Genomic DNA, 21,924 nt, shown 5'->3' on the forward strand with positions numbered 1-21,924 from the left:
AGTACTAATCAATTCCGGTTCCCGCAATAGGGTAGCCCAAACGAATGCTTTATGGAAGAATTTGATGCGATTATCATTGGTTCGGGGGCTGGAGGTCTTTCCACAGCCTTATGCCTGGCACGGGCCGGACAAAAAGTAATAGTACTGGAACAACATAGCGTTCCCGGTGGATGGTGCCATAGCTTCACGCTAAATGGGCAACGTTTTAGTCCCGGGGTTCATTATATCGGATTATTGGATGAAGGGGCTTCAACAAGCGAACTTTACAAAGGATTGGGTGTTGCGAATGACCTGGTTTTTTTCAGGATGAATCCAAATGGCTATGATCATTGCCGGATTAATTCGGAACGGTTCGATTTTCCGGCAGGAATTGAAAACTTACAGGCGGGCCTGATTGAAAAATTTCCCCACGAAGAAAAGAATATTAAAGAATACCTGACCCTGATTAAAAGGGTAAACCGGGAGCTACAGCTGATTCCAACCTTAAAAGGGCTTTGGCAAAAGATCACTGTGCCTTTCCGGACTAAACATTTTGGGAAGTTTGCCCTTTTCAGCCTTAAGAGGGTAGTGGATTGGCACATTAAAGACCCAATGTTAAAGGCAGTACTGAATGCGCAGTGTGGCGATCATGGATTGCCTCCCAAACGGGCCAGCTTTCCAGTGCACTGTTCGGTAATGAATCATTACCTGGAAGGCGGTTTTTATCCCATGGGCGGTGGCAGCGGAATCGTCAAAGCGATGACCAAACAAATCAAACGTCATGGAGGAACGATCCGGACGAATCAAACAGTTTCCAGGATATTAGTCGAAAATAATACGGCCTATGGTGTGGAACTGGCGAATGGCACCCAGATAAAAGCGAAGGTAATTGTCTCCAATACCGATCCAACCAATACGTACCTGAAACTGGTAGGCAAAGATAAGATTAGTAAAAAACTGGCCAGGCGACTGGAGAAAACAAAATACTCGGTGACTTCCCTGATCCTCTTCCTGACACTGGAGATGGATGTAACACAGGCGGGAATCGATTCGGGAAATGTATGGTATTTCAAGGATGAACATACCGATGCACATTTTGAGACCCTGATGCAACCCGATATTTTAGAAGGTGATGAGTTTCCTGCTTTTTTCTTAAGCTGTACTACGCTCAAAGATCCGGTAAGTTACAACGGGCGATACCATAATTTTGAAGTGGTGACCTATGTTGATTATGATAGTTTTTCCGCATTTCATGCATTGGAGGAATATCACTCTCCCGAGTATCATGTTTTTAAGGAAAAAATCATTGCAAAATTTATGAACAGCATCAGTAAAATTATACCCGGATCCCGGGATCATGTGGTTTATGCGGAGTTGGGAACACCAAAAACCAATGAATTCTATATTAATTCCACCCGGGGAAATGTATATGGAACCGAAAAAACCTTACAGCAGATAGGCCCTTTTGCCTATAAAAATAAAAGTGAAATTGACAACCTCTTCCTTTGTGGTGCAAGTACGTTGTCTCATGGCGTTACCGGCGCAACCTATTCCGGGCTGGAAGCTGCGGCAAGGATATTGAATTGCAAATCAAGTGACCTGATACTGAAAGATGACAATCAGAAAATCCGGATTTACGATGCAGAAGATCCTGCGGGCTGGGATGCATTCATCCATCAGAAAAGGGAAGATAAACAACGGAACTTTAAAGAAGCAAAATTTAATTAGCCTACAATTTCAGTATATTTTATATTTGCCTTTAGCATAAAACCAGCACAATGAAAAAGGTCCTCGTCATTCATTATTCTCAATCCGGGCAGCTTTCTGAGATTGCAGCAACTATCGCGGCACCTCTTGTGGAATGTCCGGAAATACAGGTGGATTTCCATCAAATTGAACCCGAAAAGCCTTTTCCTTTTCCCTGGACAAAAGCCACTTTTTTTGATGCTTTTCCAGAGTCCTTCCTGCAGGAACCGGTCGCATTGCAATCCGTTCCCGAAAAGATACGGAACACAAAGTATGATTTGGTTCTATTGGCGTATCAGGTTTGGTTTTTATCCCCCTCCATTCCTGTCAATTCTTTTCTGAAGAGCCCGGAAGCCAAAATACTACTTCAGGATACCCCGGTCGTTACCATTATTGGTTGCCGGAACATGTGGGCACTGGCCCAGGAAAAAGTAAAACGTTTATTGCAGGATACTGGCGCCAGGCTCAAAGGCAATATCGTATTAATCGATAGGGCGGGCAATCTGGTGAGTGTGATTACAATTGTAGACTGGATGTTCTCCGGGATAAAGAAAAAGTACCTTGGGATTTTTCCATTACCGGGTGTATCGGATAAAGATATCCGGGAATCCTCCCGTTTTGGGAAAACCATTCTCACTACTTTGCTTCAGGAGGATCTGGATTCGCTCCAGCCTAAATTGGTCGCGCAGGATGCGGTTTATGTTAGCCCTTATCTGGTTAGCGTGGATCGTAAAGGCAATATGATATTTGATAAATGGTCGACCTTTATTAAAAAAAGAAAAAATACACGGGCAGGCTGGCTCAATGTGTTTTATGTGTATTTGTTTCTTGCAATTTGGATAATCTCACCAATAGTCTATATCTTGCACATTCTTATCACACCATTGGTATACAGAAAAAGAAAAAAAGAAGTGAAATACTATCAGGGTGTTTGACGTTACATTATAAGGAGATTTAATTGAATTATGTTGGAAGTTTATATTACAAAAGCTGGAAAGTACCTGCCGAATGAGGCGGTTTCGAATGATGAGATGGAAGATTTTCTGGGATTAATTAATGGCACTGCTTCAAAAGCAAGGCGTATTATCCTGAGGAATAATGGGATTACTTCCCGCTATTATGCTTTAGACAAAGCAGGGACGATTACGCATAATAATGCGCAGTTGACCCATAATGCTATTGAAACCCTTTATGATAGTAGCTTTTCAAAAAAAGATGTGGAATTGCTGTCGTGTGGAACATCCACGCCAGATCATCTTTTGCCCTCCCACGCCGCTATGGTACACGGATTAATGAAAAATCATTCGATAGAGCTTAATTCTTCAACCGGTGTCTGTTGTGCGGGAATGAATTCCCTAAAATTTGGTTACTTGTCTGTAAAATCGGGCAATACAAAAAATGCAATCTGTACGGGATCAGAACGGGTTTCCACCTGGATGCTCGCCCAGAAATTTGATAATGAAATAATCAACTTAAAAAATCTGGAAGAACAGCCGATTGTCGCTTTTAAGAAAGATTTCTTACGCTGGATGTTATCGGATGGTGCGGGAGCCTTGCTGCTCGAAAACCAGCCTAAGGGAGATTTGTCCCTTAGAATTGAATGGATGGAAGCTTTTTCCTATGCTTATGAACTGGAAGCCTGTATGTATGCCGGTGGTGATAAACTCGAAAATGGGGAGCTAAAACCCTGGAGTGACTACCATCCGGATCAATGGCTGACTGAGTCTATTTTTGCAATCAAGCAGGATGTTAAAATCTTAGATAAAAATATATTGGAAAAGGGCGCACTCAGTATGAAAGATGCCCTTGATAAAAATAAGGTTGCTGCTGAAGCAATTGATTATTTCCTGCCGCATGTATCCTCCAACTATTTTGTTGCCGGACTCGATGCAGCACTAAAAGAAAGGAATGTTGAAATTCCGAGGGAAAAATGGTTTATGAACCTGAATAAGGTAGGAAATGTAGGTTCGGCATCGATATATCTGATGCTGGAAGAACTGATGCATTCCGGCAAGTTACAGAAAGGGCAGAAAATTTTATTATCTGTGCCCGAGAGTGGCAGGTTTTCTTATGCTTATGCCTATTTAACCGTGTGCTAATATGGAATCCTTAATAAGCCAGTACGAACTTGAAAAACTGATCCCGCAAAAGAAACCTTTTGTGATGGTCGGGCAGCTTTTTGCGTATGCAGAAGATAATCTGGTATCGGGATTTCAGATACTCGAAGAGAATATTTTTTCTGAAAACGGCTATTTTTCGGAATCCGGGATTATAGAGCATATGGCGCAGTCTGTGGCACTGCATACCGGGTATACCTTTTTTCTCAGGCAGGAAGAAACACCCACAGGATATATTGGATCGATCAAGGATATCGAAATTATAACGCTACCCAAAGTAGGTAGCCAACTGGTTACCACTGTGAAAATTATTCAGGAGTTTATGGGCATCACACTGGTAGAAATAAATGTACACCAGGATGATAGTGTAATCGCCAAAGGCAGTATGAAAACTGTATTGGCAAAATAATTGCGTATGACTACGAGTATCGACATACAGCTTTTCCTTCCGCATCGCGCTCCGATGCTCATGGTTGATTGTATTATTGAAATTGGTTGTGAAGCGGTAATCACACAATTCACAATTGAGGGCGATAATATTTTTGTACAAAACGGCTTTTTTTCCGAAACCGGGATGATTGAAAATGCCGCACAAACCTGCTCTTCTATTGTTGCCCAAAGTTTTTTTGCAGAAGGAGATGTAGAGAATAAAGAGCGGCTTAATGTATTGGGATTTATAAGTACGATTAAAACCCTTACGATATATGGATTACCGCCCGTAAATGAGACTATCGTGACAAAATCCACCCTGATCTCAAAATACGATGCGGAACATTATACGACCTGCCTGATGGACTGTAAAACCTATTTGGGGACGCAGCTGCTGATGAAAGGCGAGATTAACTTATTTATTCAGGAAAAAAGCAATGAAAAAGAACGAAGTACCACAGGATAAAAGCAGCCTTTCCGCGATTAATATGAAAGAATTATGCTATGCTACCGATGAAAACGGAAATTATACTACTGCTTTAAGTGAAGGATGGGAACCAAAAACCATAGCCTTGACCAATGCGATGGAAGATATTAACGAACGTATCGCTGCTGCAAAAATACAAGTGCAACAGGGGAAAATCAGCCCGATTGCGTATTATATGGAACTCCATAAAATGGATATTGGAATTTTAGCCAGTTATGTCGGAAAATGGCAATGGCAGGTAAAACGACATTTTAAACCATCCGTATTCCAAAAACTAAGCGGGAAAGTACTACAGCAATATGCTACCACATTTGGAATTACGGTAGCCGAATTAAAAAATAGCACGACAAACTAATGCAGTTGGATTTCACACACCATCAATCAGCACACTGTGAGAATGGTGTCGCTTCCAATCTCTTAAAAAATAACGGGCTTGCCATCAGTGAACCGATGGTTTTCGGAATTGGCTCGGGCCTCTTTTTTGTATACTTACCTTTTATCAAAGTCAATCATGCTCCCGCAATTAGTTACCGGCCATTACCGGGAATGATCTTCAATCGTATGGCACGGCGTTTAGGGATTACAATAAAGCGGCAGAAATTTGGTTCTGAAGAAAAAGCAAGCCGTGCGCTTAATGAAAAACTTGACGAAAAAATACCCGTAGGCTTACAGGTAGGCGTGTACAACCTGACCTATTTTCCTGACGAATACCGTTTCCATTTTAATGCACACAATCTCGTAGTCTATGGAAAAGAGGGGGATAACTACCTCATTAGTGATCCGGTTATGCAGACCGTAACAACTTTAACGACCGAAGAACTCAATCGTGTCCGGTTTGCAAAAGGTGCTTTTGCTCCCAAAGGGCAGTTGTATTACCCGATTCATATTCCAAAGGATATCGATTATAAAAAGGCAATTCATAAAGCCATTCGCCAAACGTGTCGCGATATGCTGGCACCAGTTCCTATTGTAGGGGTTAGAGGGATAAAATTTGTGGCGCGGCAGATCCGGAAATGGCCTGTAAAATATGGGAATAAAAAAGCCAATCATTACCTGGCGCAAATGGTACGGATGCAGGAAGAAATTGGTACTGGCGGCGGCGGATTCCGTTTTATCTATGCGGCATTTTTGCAGGAAGCTTCCGTGTTGCTACACAATGAACAGTTGAATATCCTTTCTGCAGAAATGACTGCAATAGGGGATTCCTGGCGTGATTTTGCCGTTCAGGCTTCACGGGTATATAAAAACAGAAGCGCGCAAACAGATGTATACAATACACTTGCGGATCAGTTGCTGGATATTGCCAATCGGGAAGAAGTATTTTTCAAGAAATTACGAAAAGCAATTTAAGGTATGGGAAATGCGATAATAGAAATACAATCCCTTACCAAACAATATAAAGGGGCAACATTGCTTTCGGTAGATAATTTATCGCTGGATATTCCTACGGGAGCTATTTTTGGGCTATTGGGACCGAATGGAGCCGGAAAGACCACCTTGATTTCCATGCTTTGCGGATTACTCAAGCCCACTTCGGGTTCTTTTACTATTAAAGGCATGAACTACCGTAAAAACGCCGCAACAATCAAGAAAATTATTGGTGTTGTACCTCAGGAATATGCTTTGTACCCCACATTGACTGCAAGGGAAAACCTGATGTATTTTGGGAGCATGTATGGCCTGAGTGGTCGCGACCTGAAACAAAAAGTAGCCAACAGCCTCGACTATCTGGGCTTGTTAAAATTTGCAGACCATAGAATAGATACCTATTCCGGAGGAATGAAAAGGCGAATCAACCTGATTGCCGGTATTTTACACCAACCGGATGTTTTGTTTTTAGACGAGCCGACTGTTGGCGTAGATGTACAATCCAAGAATGTGATCATCGACTACCTGAAAAAAATAAACGAAGAAGGAACAACCATTATTTACACCTCGCACCATTTGATGGAAGCACAGGATTTTTGTACGGAAATTGCAATCATTGAAGCCGGGAAAATCTTTGCCAAAGGCACTCCTGAAAGCCTGGTGGCTGCCACGCCCGGAACCCGGAACCTCGAAGAAGTATTTATTTCATTAATCGGAAAAGAACTGCGCGACGATGTATAAACTCTGGATGTCCATAAAAAAAGAAATGTTGCTGCTCCTTCGGGATATGGGCGGGCTTGTGATTTTGTTTGTGATGCCTTTGGTGCTCATTATTACAATAACACTGATCCAGGATAGTACATTTAAAACGGTCAACGATACTAAAATACCCATCTTGCTGGTGGATAATGACAAAGGGGAAGTGTCGAAAGTAATCAGTGCAAACCTCAATGCCAGTAATTCCTTTGAAATGATCCACACACTGGACGGGCAGTCTGTAACCGAAAGCATGGCGCGGGAACAGGTATTTAAAGGAAAATACCAACTTGCGATAATCATCCCGGAAAAATTAAGCAGTGATTTACAGGCCAAAGTCAACCAGAATGTCGATAAGATTGTCGCGGGTTTTGGTATTGGCGATACTGCTGTAGTCGCCCAGCCCAAAGCGGTGATTGGCCACAAAGAAGTAAAACTCTATTTTGATCCGGCAGCACAGTCCACATTTAAGAATGCTGTGAAAAGTACTATTGATAAAATGATTTCGCAGATTGAAACCCAATCGGTATATGCCGCTTTCCGGGAACAGCTTGGCGAAGAAGAAACCGCTTTCCAGCAGGAGAGTTTTATCAGCTTTCGCGAAATCATTCCCCGTATTAACGACAAAGAAGTTACTCCCAATTCCACCCAGCATAATGTGCCTGCATGGACACTTTTTGCAATATTTTTTATTGTGATTCCACTTTCCATTAATATTGTAAAAGAGAAGAATCAGGGAACGCTTGTCCGGCTGCGGACAAATCCGGTCTCCTACGCTACTGTAATTGCCGGAAAAACGATCACTTTTCTTATTATCTGTATGATCCAGTTTTACCTGATGGTAGCAGTGGGTGTATTTCTTTTCCCTCATATTGGGTTACCAGAATTATCGGTTAAAGGAATCTTAGGACTGATGAGCATTGTGGCTTTCTTTTCAGGGTTTGCAGCCATAGGTTTCGGAATACTTTTGGGAACCATAGCCAAGACACAAGAACAGTCAGCTCCGTTTGGCGCGACTTCCGTAGTGGTACTCGCTGCAATAGGCGGTGTATGGGTTCCTGTATTCGCCATGCCAAAAATCATGCAGATTATAGCGGTAGCCTCTCCGATGAATTGGGGGCTTAACGCATTTTATGATGTGATTCTCCGGAATGCATCCTTTATTGATATTGTCCCGGAACTGCTTTATTCAGTAATGTTCTTCGTGGCAATGATTACAATTTCACTATTTTACGATGAAAAGAAAAGAGCACTATAACGAGGCGACACACCTTACCGTATCGGAAGAAATCCGCGTGCGTTTCAATGAAACAGATCCGTTGGGTATCGTCTGGCATGGCTATTACATCACTTATTTTGAAGATGGCAGGGAAGCTTTTGGACGAAAACATGGTATTTCTTATTTGGATATTCATAAAAGCGGTTATACCACACCGATTGTAAAATCAACCTGCGAGCATAAACTGCCACTACGCTATGGTGACGTCATGCGTATAGAAACAGCAATCGTAGATACACCTGCGGCAAAAATCATATTTCGTTTTACGATTTATAACGGAAATAATGAGGTGGCCTGCATTGGGGAAACAATTCAGGTTTTCCTGGACAGTGAAGGTACTTTGTCGTTGAATATCCCGCCTTTTTATGAGGAATGGAAACGTAAAGTGGGATTGCTAAAATAAAGAATATAGAAGGTTCACTTTCGTATAGGAGTGTCAAATTAAAATCAATACCGGAATGCCAAAAGAAGTTTTTATCACCGAAACCAATATCATCTCTCCCTTGGGATTTGATGTGGCTGCGAATATTCAGCATATAGAACAGCGGATTTCCGGCGTGCGCCAGCACCAGGATTTCCGGTTTTCACCAGATCCTTTTTTCGGGGCATTGATTGATCCTGCAGCACGCGATACTGCCTTTTCGGCTTTATCTGCTACTACTGAATATACGCCATTGGAAAAAATGCTGATCCTGGCTTTACACCCTATAGTAAAAACAATTCCAGGCCCTAAAACAGCACTTATAATCTCCACAACCAAAGGAAATATATCCGTTTTGGCAGGTCAGCATGATACCGTTCCGCCTCAGGCATACCTACAACATTTGGCGCATACTGTGGGTGCCTTTTTTAAATTCCAGACTACACCGATTGTGATTTCAAATGCATGTGTTTCGGGGATTTTAGCGGTAGCTACAGCACAGCGGCTTATAGCAACAGGAAGGTATGATGATGCCTATGTGATCAGTGGCGATGAATTTTCTGAATTTGTATTTTCGGGATTTTCCTCTTTTCAGGCTTTGAGTGATGCACCCTGCAAACCCTATTCCCTACACCGTACCGGACTGAATCTGGGAGAAGCGGCAGCAGCAGTTTATATTACTGCTGATCCGGCATTAAAGCAGGACGGAGCTGTGAAAATCATTGGAACAGGAGCGATTAATGATGCGAATCATATTTCAGGCCCTTCACGAACGGGGGAAGGATTGTACCGTAGTATTGAAAATGCACTACAGGAAGCAAAAATCCCAGCAACAGCTCTTGATTATATTAGTGCTCATGGTACTGCAACGTTGTATAATGACGAGATGGAAGCCATTGCCTTTAACCGCCTGGGAATTAGCAGCATGCCAGTGAATAGCTTTAAAGGCTATTATGGGCATACGCTTGGTGCTTCCGGACTGCTGGAAACAATACTGGCGATGGCTTCAGCCAAACAGAACCGACTTTTTGAATCTTTGGGATACGATGAATCGGGTGTTTCAGTACCACTGAATGTGATTACCGAACATCGCGAACAAAACATAAATTATTTCCTAAAAACCGCTTCTGGTTTTGGGGGCTGCAATACAGCAGTTATCTTTGAAAAAATATAAATCTGTGGCATTGACAACTTATATTACATCCTATTGTTCTATTTTGGATAATACTTTGACCTTAAATGGGGAAACGGTGTGGACTTCGGACACGCCCCTCTTTGCCGATTTTTCGAAAAAAGCGTATCAGCATCTGGAACTGCAGTATCCTAAATTTTTTAAGATGGATGCGTTGAGCAAGCTGGCTTTTTTGGCTTCCGAATTGCTACTCACAACATTACCGGGAAATACCTATGAAGGTACTACGGCCCTCCTGTTCTCCAATAGGTCATCGAGTTTAGATACGGATATGAAATACCAGCAGTCTATTGCTGACAAAAAGGAATATTACCCAAGCCCGGCGGTATTTGTATATACCCTGCCGAATATTGGAATGGGGGAAATTAGCATTAGGAATGGGCTGAAAAGTGAAAATTCTTTCTTTATATTTGAGGCATTCAATTCCGAATTTATGACCAATTATGCCAATCTGCTGATCGAAACCGGAAAAGCAACAGCCGTTTTATGTGGCTGGGTAGAATTGTATCAGGAAGAATATCGGGCTTTTATGTACCTGGTTTCAAAAGAGGGCATCAAAATACACAATCAGGAAAATTTAGAAAATTTATATAATCGATAATTATTTATGGAAGCTTTAAAATCAGAATTAAAAGAAAAGATCATTACGGTATTGAACCTCGAGGATATTAATGCCGCGGAAGTAAATGATGACGATGCACTTTTTGGGGACGGAATGGGATTGGATTCTATCGATGCATTGGAGCTTATCGTAATGTTGGATAAAGATTATGGCATCAAATTGCGTGATCCGAAAGAAGGGAAATCGATTTTCCAGTCCATCAATACTATGGCTGCTTATATAACAGAACACAGAACAAAATAAGAAATGAGCTACGTTGCGATAACCGGAATGGGAATTATCTCTGCCATCGGAAATTCTCCGGAGGAAAACTTTACTGCGTTACAGCAGGGTAAAACTGCTGTGGATACGATAGACAATATCGAAACCCGCCATAAAGACGCCATTAAAGTAGGAGAGATTAAATATACCAATGCCGAGTTAGCCCAGCTGTTAGCACTACCGGATGATACGAACTATTCAAGGACGGCAATGCTCGGAGCTTATGCCGCAAGGCAGGCAGTAGCCAATGCCGGAATAACAGATTGTAATGCCTATGCCACCGGGCTGGTTTCTGCAACCAGTGTAGGAGGAATGGATATGACCGAACGGTATTTTTATGATTACCTGGAGCAGGAAGCTCACCGGAAGTATATTTTTGCCCATGATGCCGGTGATTCTTCCCGTAAGATCGCAGGATATTTAGGGCTGAAAGGTACGGTTACCACCATAAGTACCGCATGTTCTTCGGCTGCCAATGCTATTATGCTGGGTGCACGACTGATTAAGTCAAAACAATTGGATCGTGTGATTGTAGGAGGAACAGATGCCTTGTCAAAATTTACCATCAATGGTTTTAAAACCCTGATGATTTTGTCCGATACTTACAATACTCCATTTGATGCCGATCGAAAGGGATTGAATTTGGGAGAAGCCGCCGCGTACTTAGTGTTGGAATCCGACGAAATTGTACAGAAAGAAAATAAAAAAGTACTGGCCTATGTCTCCGGATATGGGAATGCCAATGATGCGTTCCACCAAACTGCTTCTTCAGAAAATGGAGATGGCGCTTTCCTGGCAATGGAAAAAGCACTGAAAGTGGCGGGATTGCAGCCATCGGAAATTGATTATATCAATGCGCACGGTACGGCAACACAAAATAATGATTTATCGGAGGGCAGGGCCATTGAACGAATCTTCGGGACTATGGTACCGGACTTCAGCTCTACCAAACCTTTTACCGGGCATACCCTAGCGGCTGCGGCGGCTATTGAGGCGGTATACAGCATTTTAGCTTTACAGCATGGTATTGTATTTCCAAACCTGAACTTTAAAACGCCGATGCCGGAAGTGGCACTGATTCCACAAACGGAATTAAAGCATAAGCCGATTCAGCATGTATTGTCCAATTCATTTGGATTTGGGGGCAACTGTTCGACGGTTTTATTTTCGAAAAGCAAATGAAAAAAGTATATATCAACGGTATGGGTTGTATTTCAGCCCAACCTACATTTGATTCTGTTTTCTTAGAAACGGCAGTCGTTAATACTACAGATAATGTACTGTCAGTAGTGGCACCACCATACAAGGATTTTATTCCTCCAGCCGCAAGCCGCAGGATGGGAAAGGGAGTTAAAAATGGTATTGTTGCAGCTGCACTGGCATTGAAAGAAGCCGGTGATCCTGCATTGGACGCAATTATTACCGGAACCGGAATGGGCTGTATCGAAGATTCGGAAAAATTCCTGAGAGGGATACTTGACAATCAGGAAGAATTCCTGACACCAACCTCTTTTATACAATCCACACACAATACCGTAGGTGGCCAAATCGCTTTAGGCCTGCAATGCAAAGCCTATAATTTTACCTATGTCAATGGTGGGAATTCTTTTGAGTCGGGACTTTTGGATGGCAGCATGCAATTGACTTCAGGAGAAGCGAACACAGTATTAACAGGAGGTATTGATGAATCGGCAGCATTTACAATTGATTTCTTCAAAGTGGCAGGATTGATAAAGAAAGCGGAAGAACAGCCATTTGTACTATTGGGTGCTACCACTACAGGTTCGGTTTTTGGTGAAGGCGCTACTTTTTTTGTGCTTGAAAATGAAAAGAAAACCAGCAGTTATGCAGAACTTGTAGCCGTTAATATTTGCAATAACCTTTCCGTTTCAGAGGCGGCACAGGAAGTTGTCGCATTTATACAAAAAAACAATTACACGGTCTCCGACATTGATGCCGTAGTGCTGGGATATAGTGGAGACGTAGTGTTTGACGAATATTATAAAGCAATATCATCGGGGCTTTTTAAAGAAATTCCTCAAATATACTACAAACATTTATCCGGGGAATACCATACTGCTTCTGCCTTTGGGTTATGGATGGCGGCCAAAATACTAAAAACACAGGAATTCCCTGAAATGGTTTGTGCCAATACACCGCGCAGAAAGCAGTATAAAACGATTTTACTATACAACCAGTTCAGGGGAGAAGACCACAGTTTTATACTTTTACGCCAATGTTAACACATAAAAGCAATACTTTTTTTTTAGGGACAGTGTTACTGCTCTTGTTCATCTTAAATTTCTATACCGATGTGGCGTGGGGGTATTTTTTAGTGGTAGGATTATTCTGGTTGGTCATTGCCGTTATGGGTTCCGGGCTGATCCGGATGAATTACCATGTAAAAGCCTACTGTGAAAATCGTAAAGCTGCGGGCAAAAAGGTGGCCATTACATTCGATGACGGACCTACACCCATGACACCACTGATCCTCGATATCCTTAAAAAACACCAGGTTGATGCTACTTTTTTTTGTATCGGCTCCCAAATCGAAAAATATCCTGAGATTTTTCAGCGCATACTCGATGAAGGCCATATTGTAGGCAATCATTCCTATACACATGCCAATACTATTGGTTTGTTCTCCGTTGCTGAAATGGTGAGCGAAATCCAAAGGACGGATGTTATAATACAGAAATTCTCCGGTAGGAAAGTACGCTATTACCGTCCACCTTTTGGAGTAACCAATCCGAATCTTGCCAAGGCACTGCAGGTTACCCCCCATGATGTTATCGGTTGGAATATCAGGTCATTTGATACCAAAATAAAGACAGCGGACAAAATTATGAAACGTATCGAACGGCAACTGGCACCGGGATCTGTAATCCTATTGCATGATACTTCGTTGAAAACCGTTGCAGTTTTGGAACAATTATTGGTATTTTTGTGGGAAAACGAATATGAAGCTGTTACAGTAGAGCAGCTTTTGAACCTTCCCGCTTATGAAAATTAAAATGCATTATGCAGTCGTATTGTTACTTCTGATCGTTGGTCGTGCAGCTGCACAGGAACAAAAGATGTCCGATAGCGAAATTACCGCATTCCGGGAGGCTGTAAATACAACGGCCAAAAATACCAAAACCCTAAACACTGATTTTACGCAGTACAAACACTTAGATTTTCTTTCTAAGGATATTGAAACTTCCGGTAAAATGAGTTTCAAGGCTCCGAACCTGTTATTATGGCAATACCTGAAGCCCTACCAATACAGTATCATTTTCAAAAACAATAAGATTTTTATTAATGATGCCGGTAAAAAAAGCAATATGGATATCGGGAACAGTAAAATGTTTGATAAGCTTAATAAGCTGATTGTAGGGAGTGTCAGCGGAAATATGTTTGACGAAAAGGAATTTACGATCTCCTATTTTAAAACCAAAGAATTTACCATCACACGGCTGGTTCCAAAAGATGCTACCCTGAAAAAATACATCAGGCAGATGGAACTTTATTTTGATAAAAATGGCAATATGGTTTCTCAGGTAAAAATGATTGAACCTTCCAATGACTACACCCGGATTGTTTTTAAAAATAAAGTACTCAATGCAAAAATTGAAGATTCCGTTTTTAGTAATTAGTTTCGTTTCTCTTTTTCTGGTATCCTGTGCTTCAAAAGCCATGAAAGAATATACAGAGTTACCGGTAACCCAAACCAATTTTAGTATCCCGTATTTTGCAGATGCAGGTGTGGATTATGTGTACAAGGCACACATCACCGTATTTGGAAAAGAATTTGGGGGCATATTTATTACTAAGAAAATCAATGATACGACACACCGTGTTGTGTTTACTACAGAATTTGGCAATACCTTATTTGATTTTGAAATCTGCGGAGACCAGCTGAAAGTGAATTCTATTGTAGAAGAACTCAATCGGGGTATCATAAAAAAGACATTGCAACATGACTTCGCGTTGTTGTTAAAAAAGGATTTTACCATTGAAGGGCAATACGAGAATGATACTATCGCCGTCTACAAGTCCCGGGACAAAAAAAGGTTTAACTTTATTTTTGTAAGCAAAAAAGAGAATAAGGTCTTAAAAATGAATCATTCATCCCGATTAAAAGAAAAAATTACAGTTGAATATTTGTCAGAAAATAATACTTTAGCCACTAAAATCAATATTACACATAAAAACTTTCCGTTACGGATCGAATTGGATTTTATAAACGATTAATAGTTTGAATTGTATGACAAATAAAGTACTTGCTGCGCTGCTATTGAGCTTAGGATGGCTACAAATAAATGCTCAGGTGACCATTAAACCCGGAGTACGTGCGGGAATGAATCTTGCGACAATTTCCAATATGAATGCGGATACCAAAGCCGATTTTTACGTTGGAGGTTTTGTATCGATTAAATTGGCAAGTTTCTATACGTTACAGCCCGAATTGACCTATTCCCGTCAGGGAGCCAAAAGTGGCCTTTATGATTTTAGTGGTGATTATCCGATAGTAATAGATCCCCAAATGTATTCGAGATCCCGAAATATTGAACTGCAATACCTTTCGGTAGGCGTAATGAATAAATTCAGGATTGTAGAGGGATTGCATGCTGTAGTAGGGCCAACACTGGATTTTAAAGTAGGGGATAATTTTACCAGTTTCTATGATGATCCTATTGGAGTTGATATGGCTATTGTCGCGGGTTTTGGGTATACATTCCCTTTTGGGCTGACGGTAGAAGCACGATACAAACAAGGGCTGATCGATATTTTTGGAAACGATTACGATGATGATTTTTATAGCAATAATGGCTATTATGAGAACAATGTGCTTAAACAGATCAAACTGAATCAGGTTATCCAGTTAGGAGCAGCTTACAGTTTTGATTTTTAATTGATACAATCCTTCACCTCACTAATCAATTATTATAATGAAAAAACAGGTATTGCTATTATTGTTAATTGGATTTGGAATACAATTACAGGCACAAGTAACATTGCGTCCGGGGATAAGGGGCGGTGCAAACTTCTCACAGATTACCCAATCGGATTCCAAAATTAAAACTGATTTCTATTTAGGTGTTTACGGGGCACTGAAATTAAGCAGGGTGTATACCATGCAACCCGAAATTACCTATTCCCGTCAGGGTGGGAACGATGTGCGTATAAGGTTCTATGACTATACAAATAACGAATTGAAGTTTCACAAAGAAGATATCTCTGCCAGCTATTTGTCATTGGCAATGATGAATAAATTTTTCCTTACCAGTAAATTTAATATTCATGTGGGACCAACGTTGGATTTACAACTCCAGGAGAATCGATATATCAACAGTTTAGGTGTGGATTTAGCTTTTATGACAGGGATTGGTTATACCTTTACAAAAAATATTACGGGAGAATTACGGGTTAAAAAAGGTATTATTAATGCGTATGATACCGATTACTCCGGAGATTATAATTATACCATAGGAAGTTATAATACGAATTTTCTATTTCAGCTGGGATTGGCTTACACGTTTGATTTAAATAAATAAAAATGCTATTACAGGATTTCTATACCGTACAACAAGTGGATACCTTATCGCAAGGAAAGTATAACGTTGGAATATACCTCAATGATAAACATCCCATTTTCAAAGGGCATTTTCCGGGTAATCCTGTAACTCCAGGTGTTTGTATGCTGCAAATTATAAAAGAACAGGTGGAGGAGATTACAGGGACAAAATTGATATTGAAGAGTGCTGCCAACGTAAAATTTATGGCGCTGATCAACCCGGAGCTTACGCCGGATTTGCGTTTGGAACTGGATATTGTAACATCGGATGATGAGGTAAAAATCAAGAACACTACTTATTTTGATGCTACAGTGGCATTAAAATTGAGTTGCATCTATAAAAAAGTATAAAATTGAAAGCTATTATTGCTCTTGTTTGTTATGTCATATTTTTGGGATTTCCGGAACTTTCGGAGGTGCGCCAATCCTATATTGGTGCTTCAGAATCCAAAGCGGGAAGTGACCAGTTGCTAAAATTACTATCCGAAATAACGCGGGAAGATGCTAAAGTATTTGTCGCCTACAAAGGAGCAGCATTGGCATTATCAGGGAAATATGCTCCTAAAGAAACAAGGAAGAAAAATATTAGCGAAGGCATCCAGCTGCTGGAATATGCGTTGGAGAAAGAACCCAACAACCTTGAAATTCATTTGGTTCGCCTTAGTTTTCAGGAACACGCACCTAAAATATTAAAATACAACCAGCAGATCACGGAGGATAAAGATTTTATACTCGCTCATTTTGGTAAACAGCCTGCGGCACTCAAAGCATTTGTACGGCAGTATTTAAAACAATCCAAAGCCTTCACAGATAAAGAGAAGGCGCTATTACAATAACCGCTTTCCCATGCATCGAAAATAAAAAGTATCTTTGCAGACTATTTTAAAATGAAATCTCTTTAATGGATCCGGCTATACCATTTTACGATCAAATGAACCAATTAAAGTGTTGTGTTATCATCCCTACGTATAATAACCACAAAACTTTAAAAGGGGTTATTGAAGGGGTTTTACAATACACCAACAATATTATTGTGATCAATGATGGTGCTACCGATAGTACCAGTATAATCCTTTCCGGTTATCCGGAGCTGGAGGTCATCCATTTGGAACACAATCGTGGAAAAGGAAACGCACTCCGATTGGGATTTCGGAAGGCTTTGAGCCTTGGCTATGACCACGCTATTACCATTGATTCCGATGGGCAGCACTTTCCCGAAGACATTCCTGTTTTTATCGAATACCTGAAAGAAGCGGGAGAAGCCATTCTATTGATCGGAAGCCGGAATATGCAACAGGAAGGGGTTCCGAAGAAAAGCAGTTTCGGAAATACTTTTTCTAATTTTTGGTTTTGGTTTGAAACCGGTAACAAGCTCGATGATACCCAATCCGGCTATCGTTTGTATCCACTCCATACGATTCCCACAACTTTTTATACCCGTAAATTTGAATTTGAAATCGAGGTCATTGTACGAAGTGCCTGGAAAGGTGTCCCCGTCAAGAATATCGGGATTCAGGTATGGTATGACCTGAAAGAGCGGGTTTCCCACTTTCGCCCATTTAAAGATTTTACCCGGATTAGTATTTTGAATACCGTGTTGGTCTTCATTTCCATATTCTACATCCGGCCACGGGATTTTTTTCGTAAAATAAAAAAAAAGGGATTTAAAAAATTCTTTTTTGAAAACATACTGGAAAGCGGTGACAGCCCTTCCAAAAAAGCATTGTCAATAGCATTAGGCATTTTTATTGGGATTGCTCCATTTTGGGGATTCCAGACCGTACTGGTATTGTTTCTGGCTTATCTGCTGCGGTTGAATAAAGTGATTGCCTTTGCTTTTTCCAATGTCAGTTTCCCACCATTCATTCCTTTTATCATATACGGATCATTACAAATCGGATCATTCTTTGTGCCCCGGACAGCTCCGGTACTGGAAGATACGGCATCAGCAATGGATATGATCCGGCAGAACCTGCTTCAGTATATTACCGGAAGTTTCATCCTGGCAGCAGTAATGTCGGCCCTTTTTGGTACAGTCGGTTATATCATACTGGCTTTTTTTAGTTCTAAATCTCCAAAACCTCTCAGGAATGCATAAGTATTTTATCGCGATACACTTTTTTGTCAATCGGAATAAAGGGCTTTCCCTGGGATTGGCTTTGCTTTCCCTGTTTATTTTCGGATATTTTGCCTCAAGGCTCTCTTTTGAAGAAGATATTACCAAACTGATTCCGAAAAATGAAAAGGCAGATGATACAGCCAAAATATTGGGACAACTGAATTTCTCGGATAAAATTACCGTTATTTTTAATGCCGGTCCAAAAGCCGGATCGGATGACCTGGCTGCAATGGCAACCGTATTTATCGATAGCCTGAAAAGCTGTGAGGCCTATGTAAATTCGGTACAGGGTAAAATAGATGAAGAAAACATACAGGAGACTTTTGGGTTCGTATACGAAAATTTACCCTTATTTCTCGATGATAGCGATTATGCCGCGATAAGCCAAAAACTGCAAAATGATAGTATAGCAGCCGTTGTTTCTGCTAATTATAAAGCGATCATATCCCCTACAGGATTGGTGACCAAAGAGTATATCATGCAGGATCCGTTAGGGATTTCCTTTATGGCACTTCGGAAACTGCAACGGCTGAGCATCAGTGATGACTTTATATTGAAAGACGGTTTTGTAGTTACTAAGGACGGGAAGAAACTGCTACTGTTCATCAATCCCAAATTACCCGGCAGTGAAACGGAACAGAATACACTATTTGTCGCAAAGCTGAACAGTATAAAAGACCATCTCAATACAGCATTTAAAGGTAAAGGAACACTGGATTATTTTGGCTCTACATTGATTGCTGTAGCAAATGCACGCCAGATCAAAAGCGATATTATGACAACGACCCTGATTGCGATGGGAACCCTCATGTTGATATTATGCATCTATTACCGGAAACTATTCATTCCGATCATTATATTCATCCCCACCATCTTCGGAGTACTGGCCGCATTGGCATTATTATATTTCCTGAAAGGTACAATTTCTGCCATTTCATTGAGTAGCGGAGCCGTACTGTTGGGAGTAACAATAGATTATTCCCTGCACATTCTTACGCATTACAAACACAATAGTGATGTGAGGGTGTTATACAAAGATATTACGATGCCATTGATCATGAGCAGTACAACGACTGCAGTAGCATTTTTATGCCTGCTTTTTGTCAAGTCAGAAGCATTGCAGGACCTTGGGATTTTTGCTTCGGCAAGTGTCGTGATTACGGCGATATTCTCCTTATTGATTATTCCGCATTTGTATGTGCCTTCCGATGAAGCGCCGGAACGTAAGAACATATTGGATAAAATGGCCGGATTTGCTTTTGAGCGCAATAAGTTCCTGATCATTTCAAGTGTAGTGATTATAATCGTCAGCTTTTTTACCTTTCATAAAGTCCTGTTCAATAATGATATTTCGCAACTTAATTATGTGCCGGATGAAATTAAAAAGACAGAAAAAGATCTGGAAACAGCAACAAGCCTGACCTCAAAATCCATCTACCTCGCCGCCTATGGGAATGACCCCAATGCGGTACTGGAAGAAAACAATGTGTTGTTTGCACAATTAGAGCGGTATAAAAAAGAAGGGAAAATACTCAATTTCAGTTCCGTGGGCGAAGTGATGCTATCACAAAAAGAGCAGCAGCAAAAAATTGAGCATTGGAATAGCTTCTGGCAGGGTACGCGCACGGCAGAACTGCAATCGGGGTTGATTCGCGAAGGTGCTAAACTGGGATTTAAACCCAGTGCTTATGATCCTTTTTATGCTTTACTGGATAAAAAATTCCAGCCTGTGCCCTATACCGATTACCTCAACATTAAGACATTATCCCTACAGGAATTTTTTACCGCTAAAAAAGGATTTTATACGCTGGCTACCATTGTTAAGATAAAGGAAGAACAACGGGATGCCCTGGTTAAAGAACTCATTGCCCAACCCAACCTTATTATTATCGACCGGCAGCAGATGAATGAAACATTTTTAGGGGAACTTAAAAATGATTTTAATACGCTGGTGAATTATTCCTTTGTCGCTGTTGTATTGATCCTGTTTTTCTTCTTCCGGCGTATTGAATTGGTGATCATCAGTTGTATTCCTATTGTAATTACAGGTGTTGTTACCGCTGGGATTATGGGCGTTTTTGGAATCCAGCTGAATATTTTCAGTACGATTGTCTGTACATTAATTTTTGGGCATGGTGTCGATTTTAGTATTTTCATGACCAGTGCGCTGCAAAAGGAATACAGCTATGGCAGAAATGAGATGGCTACCTACCGCACCTCCATTTTACTGGCAGTCCTGACGACCATATTGGGAATTGGTGCCTTGGTTTTTGCAGGTCATCCAGCATTAAAATCCATTTCCAGTGTTTCATTAATAGGGGTGTTTGCCGCCCTGATTATCACTTTTATCTTTTATCCCATATTATTCCGTTTCTTTTTATCCCATCGGGTGCAACAAGGGAAGTCCCCATTTGAATTCCGGACCCTTATCCATTCAATTGTATCCTTTACTTATTATGGATTGGGTGGATTCCTGCTGTCAATGATAGGCGTAGTATTGGTAAAAATCCTGCCGTTCCGCAAATCAGATAAAAAGAGAGGCTTCCATTATGTGATGTCGAAATTCATGAAATCGGTTTTGTATACCAATCCCTTTATTCATAAAAAAGTCATTAATGCCTCAGAAGAAACTTTTGAACGCCCCGCAGTGATTATCGCCAATCATACATCCTTTCTTGATATTCTTGCTGTAGGAATGCTGAATCCTAAGATTATATTCCTGGTGAGCGACTGGGTATACAATTCGCCTATTTTTGGCAGAGGAGTTCGCCTGGCTGGATTTTATCCCGTTTCCCAGGGCTTGGAAGGTGGAGTAGAACATTTGCGGGAGAAAGTAAACGAAGGCTATTCGCTGATGGTCTTTCCGGAAGGATCGCGGTCGGAAGATAATCATATCAGGCGATTCCATAAAGGCGCATTTTACCTGGCCGAACATTTCCAGTTGGATATTGTGCCTGTTGTCATACATGGCAATTCAGAAGTGCTGCCCAAAGGCGATTTTGTCATTAATGACGGGGAACTTACCGTTCATATATTGGATCGGATTACGCCTGATGCTCCCGAATTTGGAATCCATTATGCAGAACGTACCAAGAAAATCAGCACCTTTTTTAAGGAAACCTACCGAAACATACGGGCTGCATCAGAAGGTGTTTCGTATTTCCGTAAAATGATACTACACAGTTTTGCGTATAAAGAACGTGAAATTATAACATCCGTAAAAAATACGATAGACCGAAAGTTGGAATTAGGCTATCGGCTGAATATTCAGATTGGTGGCAAAGCAAAAATACTTCACATCGCAGATGATCATGGAGAACTGGATGTATTATTGGCATTACAGGAACCGCAACGTAAACTGTTTACTGTTATCCGGAATAGGGAGAAAAGGGACGTAGCCGAAACAAATTATATTACCCGGAAACGATCAATCGTTTATACTGATACACTTCCTGAAAGTGGCAGCGGATACGATGTGTTGTTGATTTCAACCCCGGAAGTGCCCGATAGCGAATTTCTGGCTACCTTTAAGCAGGTGATCCGAATTACAAATGACGGGATCGATTTTAAAATTAATTAAGTATAATT

24 protein-coding genes are annotated in these 21,924 nt (G+C 41.0%); all 24 read left to right on the forward strand.

Going from position 1 to position 21,924, the window contains the following annotated elements; translation table 11 throughout:
* Positions 1 to 51 precede the first annotated feature (51 nt).
* The 24 genes from FK004_RS05215 (at position 52) to FK004_RS05330 (ending at position 21,916) form a co-directional block, all read left to right on the forward strand.
* Positions 52 to 1,707, forward strand: coding sequence for a phytoene desaturase family protein (locus FK004_RS05215; RefSeq protein WP_108736320.1), 1,656 nt, complete (start codon positions 52 to 54; stop codon positions 1,705 to 1,707).
* A 50-nt stretch (positions 1,708 to 1,757) separates the two neighbouring features.
* On the forward strand, positions 1,758 to 2,660 hold the full coding sequence (locus FK004_RS05220) for an NADPH-dependent FMN reductase family protein (protein WP_108736321.1): 903 nt from the start codon (positions 1,758 to 1,760) through the stop codon (positions 2,658 to 2,660).
* 30 nt (positions 2,661 to 2,690) lie between these two features.
* Positions 2,691 to 3,824: a dialkylresorcinol biosynthesis protein DarB gene (darB, locus tag FK004_RS05225; RefSeq protein WP_108736322.1), complete on the forward strand. Its 1,134-nt coding sequence runs from the start codon at positions 2,691 to 2,693 to the stop codon at positions 3,822 to 3,824.
* A 1-nt stretch (position 3,825) separates the two neighbouring features.
* The gene (locus tag FK004_RS05230; RefSeq protein ID WP_108736323.1) at positions 3,826 to 4,251 is read left to right on the forward strand and encodes a hotdog family protein; all 426 of its coding nucleotides are present in this window, start codon (positions 3,826 to 3,828) and stop codon (positions 4,249 to 4,251) included.
* Positions 4,252 to 4,257: 6 nt separating this feature from the next.
* A complete protein-coding gene (locus tag FK004_RS05235; RefSeq protein WP_108736324.1) occupies positions 4,258 to 4,737 on the forward strand; it encodes a hotdog family protein in 480 nt (159 codons plus the stop codon).
* Positions 4,709 to 5,113: a flexirubin biosynthesis protein DarG gene (gene DarG / locus FK004_RS05240; RefSeq protein ID WP_108736325.1), complete on the forward strand. Its 405-nt coding sequence runs from the start codon at positions 4,709 to 4,711 to the stop codon at positions 5,111 to 5,113. Before FK004_RS05235 ends, DarG begins: the two co-directional genes overlap by 29 nt.
* Positions 5,113 to 6,108 carry a BtrH-related acyltransferase DarH gene (gene darH, locus FK004_RS05245; RefSeq protein ID WP_108736326.1) on the forward strand — a complete coding sequence of 332 codons (996 nt, stop codon included), beginning with the start codon at positions 5,113 to 5,115 and terminating at the stop codon, positions 6,106 to 6,108. Before DarG ends, darH begins: the two co-directional genes overlap by 1 nt.
* Positions 6,109 to 6,111: 3 nt before the next feature.
* Positions 6,112 to 6,867, forward strand: coding sequence for an ABC transporter ATP-binding protein (locus FK004_RS05250; protein ID WP_108736327.1), 756 nt, complete (start codon positions 6,112 to 6,114; stop codon positions 6,865 to 6,867).
* A gap of 7 nt (positions 6,868 to 6,874) precedes the next feature.
* Complete coding sequence (locus FK004_RS05255; RefSeq protein ID WP_108738756.1) at positions 6,875 to 8,140, forward strand: ABC transporter permease; 1,266 nt, start codon at positions 6,875 to 6,877, stop codon at positions 8,138 to 8,140.
* Positions 8,118 to 8,564 carry an acyl-CoA thioesterase gene (locus FK004_RS05260; RefSeq protein ID WP_108736328.1) on the forward strand — a complete coding sequence of 149 codons (447 nt, stop codon included), beginning with the start codon at positions 8,118 to 8,120 and terminating at the stop codon, positions 8,562 to 8,564. Before FK004_RS05255 ends, FK004_RS05260 begins: the two co-directional genes overlap by 23 nt.
* A gap of 55 nt (positions 8,565 to 8,619) precedes the next feature.
* On the forward strand, positions 8,620 to 9,756 hold the full coding sequence (locus tag FK004_RS05265; protein ID WP_108736329.1) for a beta-ketoacyl-[acyl-carrier-protein] synthase family protein: 1,137 nt from the start codon (positions 8,620 to 8,622) through the stop codon (positions 9,754 to 9,756).
* Positions 9,743 to 10,375, forward strand: coding sequence for a 3-oxoacyl-ACP synthase (locus FK004_RS05270; protein ID WP_227871674.1), 633 nt, complete (start codon positions 9,743 to 9,745; stop codon positions 10,373 to 10,375). The genes FK004_RS05265 and FK004_RS05270 overlap by 14 nt, the downstream gene beginning before the upstream one ends.
* A gap of 6 nt (positions 10,376 to 10,381) precedes the next feature.
* A complete protein-coding gene (locus FK004_RS05275) occupies positions 10,382 to 10,639 on the forward strand; it encodes a phosphopantetheine-binding protein (RefSeq protein WP_108736330.1) in 258 nt (85 codons plus the stop codon).
* A gap of 3 nt (positions 10,640 to 10,642) precedes the next feature.
* Entirely contained in the window at positions 10,643 to 11,839 is a 1,197-nt protein-coding gene (locus FK004_RS05280) for a beta-ketoacyl-[acyl-carrier-protein] synthase family protein (protein ID WP_108736331.1), read from the forward strand.
* On the forward strand, positions 11,836 to 12,900 hold the full coding sequence (locus tag FK004_RS05285; RefSeq protein ID WP_108736332.1) for a beta-ketoacyl synthase chain length factor: 1,065 nt from the start codon (positions 11,836 to 11,838) through the stop codon (positions 12,898 to 12,900). The genes FK004_RS05280 and FK004_RS05285 overlap by 4 nt, the downstream gene beginning before the upstream one ends.
* Positions 12,894 to 13,670 (forward strand): polysaccharide deacetylase family protein, encoded by a 777-nt coding sequence (locus FK004_RS05290; RefSeq protein ID WP_108736333.1) that lies wholly within the window; start codon positions 12,894 to 12,896, stop codon positions 13,668 to 13,670. The genes FK004_RS05285 and FK004_RS05290 overlap by 7 nt, the downstream gene beginning before the upstream one ends.
* Positions 13,660 to 14,295, forward strand: coding sequence for a flexirubin biosynthesis/transport protein LolA2 (lolA2, locus tag FK004_RS05295; protein ID WP_108736334.1), 636 nt, complete (start codon positions 13,660 to 13,662; stop codon positions 14,293 to 14,295). Before FK004_RS05290 ends, lolA2 begins: the two co-directional genes overlap by 11 nt.
* A gap of 40 nt (positions 14,296 to 14,335) precedes the next feature.
* Positions 14,336 to 14,893 (forward strand): flexirubin biosynthesis protein LolB2, encoded by a 558-nt coding sequence (gene lolB2, locus FK004_RS05300; protein WP_227871675.1) that lies wholly within the window; start codon positions 14,336 to 14,338, stop codon positions 14,891 to 14,893.
* A 13-nt stretch (positions 14,894 to 14,906) separates the two neighbouring features.
* Positions 14,907 to 15,554 (forward strand): porin family protein, encoded by a 648-nt coding sequence (locus FK004_RS05305; RefSeq protein ID WP_108736336.1) that lies wholly within the window; start codon positions 14,907 to 14,909, stop codon positions 15,552 to 15,554.
* Positions 15,555 to 15,591: 37 nt separating this feature from the next.
* Positions 15,592 to 16,197, forward strand: coding sequence for an outer membrane beta-barrel protein (locus FK004_RS05310; protein ID WP_108736337.1), 606 nt, complete (start codon positions 15,592 to 15,594; stop codon positions 16,195 to 16,197).
* Between the two features lie 2 nt (positions 16,198 to 16,199).
* Positions 16,200 to 16,568 (forward strand): ApeI family dehydratase, encoded by a 369-nt coding sequence (locus FK004_RS05315; RefSeq protein WP_108736338.1) that lies wholly within the window; start codon positions 16,200 to 16,202, stop codon positions 16,566 to 16,568.
* 2 nt (positions 16,569 to 16,570) lie between these two features.
* Complete coding sequence (locus FK004_RS05320) at positions 16,571 to 17,053, forward strand: hypothetical protein (protein WP_108736339.1); 483 nt, start codon at positions 16,571 to 16,573, stop codon at positions 17,051 to 17,053.
* Positions 17,054 to 17,148: 95 nt separating this feature from the next.
* On the forward strand, positions 17,149 to 18,315 hold the full coding sequence (locus FK004_RS05325) for a DUF2062 domain-containing protein (RefSeq protein ID WP_227871676.1): 1,167 nt from the start codon (positions 17,149 to 17,151) through the stop codon (positions 18,313 to 18,315).
* Positions 18,308 to 21,916 (forward strand): 1-acyl-sn-glycerol-3-phosphate acyltransferase, encoded by a 3,609-nt coding sequence (locus tag FK004_RS05330; RefSeq protein WP_108736341.1) that lies wholly within the window; start codon positions 18,308 to 18,310, stop codon positions 21,914 to 21,916. The genes FK004_RS05325 and FK004_RS05330 overlap by 8 nt, the downstream gene beginning before the upstream one ends.
* Positions 21,917 to 21,924: the final 8 nt, after the last annotated feature.

The sequence above is a fragment of the Flavobacterium kingsejongi genome (genome assembly GCF_003076475.1).
In the GTDB taxonomy this organism is placed as follows: Bacteria; Bacteroidota; Bacteroidia; order Flavobacteriales; family Flavobacteriaceae; genus Flavobacterium; species Flavobacterium kingsejongi.